The 2,110-nt window shown below is 60.1% G+C and carries 2 protein-coding genes; one reads left to right on the plus strand and one right to left on the minus strand.

What is annotated here, in order from left to right; translation table 11 throughout:
* Window positions 1-371: helix-turn-helix transcriptional regulator (locus WCB02_RS28115; RefSeq protein WP_423963021.1), on the plus strand; the 371-nt coding region annotated here is incomplete at its 5' end.
* On the opposite strand, the gene WCB02_RS28120 is transcribed toward WCB02_RS28115, so the two are convergent.
* A complete protein-coding gene (locus tag WCB02_RS28120; protein ID WP_423963022.1) occupies window positions 368-1,261 on the minus strand; it encodes an aldo/keto reductase in 894 nt (297 codons plus the stop codon). The genes WCB02_RS28115 and WCB02_RS28120 overlap by 4 nt on opposite strands.
* Between the last annotated feature and the right edge of the window lie 849 nt (window positions 1,262-2,110).

The following is a 2,110-nucleotide window of genomic DNA, read 5'->3' on the forward strand; positions in this document are numbered from 1 at the left end:
GTATGTATGAGGGTCCCCAGCTCGTTCAGGATCTGCTAGCCATCGGCGTCCGAGGCTATCTCCTCAAGAGCATTCACTGGCAGGAACTCGTGGTCGCGATCCGCGCTGTTAGCGCCGATGCGGACCGGGTCGTGCTCGGCGTCTCCCGAGAAAGCCTGAGGCAAGTTGAGCAAAAATCGGGCATCGAGATGCTCTCGGACCGAGAGCGTGAAGTGCTTCACCTTGTCGCGCAGGCGCTCAGCAATAGCCAGATCGCATCACGTCTATCTCTAACAGAGGCCACCGTCAAGCGGCATCTCCGGAATATCTTCGTTAAGCTAGGGGCTGTCTCCCGCCTCGATGCTGTCAACAAGGGGGGCGAACAGTACTAAGCCCGTGCCAGTCCTGGCGGGAAGAACTGCGCGAGACGCTTGAATGAGCCGGGCGTCAGGCGGATGTCGGCTGCGGAGGCGTTCATCTCCAGATGGGCAGCGCTGTGCGTACTAGGCACAGGCACAACATCGTCTCGCCACGCCAGCAGCCATGCCAGCGCCAGGCGCGCCATCCCTAGGTCCAACTCGGCAGCCTCAGCCGCAATAGTGCGCAAGGCAGTCTGCTCCTGCGCCGAAGCTCCGGAACTGGCACGACCCGTGAGCAGCCCGCATCCGAGCGGACGGCGTGCCACGATACCCACGCCGAGTTCGGCGGCTGCTGCCAGCGACCCGCTCTCGGCGCAATCCTGCAGGAGTGAATACTGGACCGCGAGCGCGCTGATCGGATGAGTCGCCTGCGCACGGCGCAACTGATCCGGCGACGCCTCAGTCAGCCCCAGGTAACGAACCTTCCCCGCCGTCACGAGCTCCGCCAGCTTGCCCACACTGTCCTCAACGGGGATCTGTGGATCCACGCGGGACAGGTAATAGAGGTCCAGGCAATCCGTCTTGAGCCGCCGCAAGGAGCTGTCGCATGCCACGGCCAGGTAGGCGGGGTGGCCGTCGACGATGGCTGATTCTCCTGCCGCATTTACGCGCGTGCCTCCATGAGTGGCAATTAGAGCATCGCCGCGTCGCCCGTGCAGAGATTCTCCCAGCAGTCTTTCTACCTTACCCTGGGAGTAAAGGTCAGCGGTATCGAGCATGGTTATACCCATATCAAGGGCACGCCCGATTATCCTACTAGACTCGCGACTGGTGATCGGGCCGTAAATACCGCTGAATGCCAATGTGCCCAATCCGATTGCAGATGAGACCATGCCAGCTGGGCCCAAAGTCCTCACATCCATTGGCCGCCTCGCTGGCAGCGTATGTCAAGATTCCTCACCAGATCGCAGGAGGGTCCCCAAGTGCTCATAGTTGAAAAGCAGCGGGCTGGACGCACCTGCTGATTCGACAGCAAGGCCAGCCAGCGCCGTTTCCTCTGGTACTCTAGAGCGCGACTGACCCGCGATGCCGAGGTCATCCTGACCATCTAAAGTGATGACTGCCATACCCGAGCCGAGGCGCAGACACGGGTATGCTGCTGTTCGCCGAAGTAGCCACTAATACACCGACTTTTGCCGATCTCTGAGTTCCTGCGCGAATTCACGCCACTGCTCGCTAACCCAGTCAGCTATAAAGCTAACGTCTTTAAGCCAGTATGCCGGGATCACATTAATGAACTCTTTCCATTTTTCAGCGTGCATAGCGTGCAAGGTCATCCACCGGAAAAATATCCGGCCGCCCTCCGTGTATCGCAGACTGGGATCGTTAGCAAGCTTAGAAGATATCGCAGGCCATGTCGGCTGCTGCGAATTACGTTTAGTCATGGCATTTCCGGCAGGCAACCGGTCAGCGGCTATGTCCTTGTCTGTAGTTGGGTGCTTTGCGATCTCGGCGAGCGCTGACGGATCTCGTCCCTCGGTATGGGGATCCGCTCCACGGCGCATCCGTGCACGCACGTCGTGCACAGTGCCCAGTGATACATCGGCCTCCCGGGCTATTTCCCGTAGTGACGCATCCGGGTGGGCAGCGATACAGTCAGCAGCGCGACTCCGGCCCTCAGCGCCCGCGAGGGGGCGCCGCTTCCCGTCACGGCCGAGTCGTTTAGTCGACTGTTGAATATCACCAGTTGCACTACTCCGCATACCTGCAAT

The organism is Bradyrhizobium sp. (assembly GCF_049581145.1).
Taxonomy (GTDB): Bacteria; Pseudomonadota; Alphaproteobacteria; order Rhizobiales; family Xanthobacteraceae; genus Bradyrhizobium.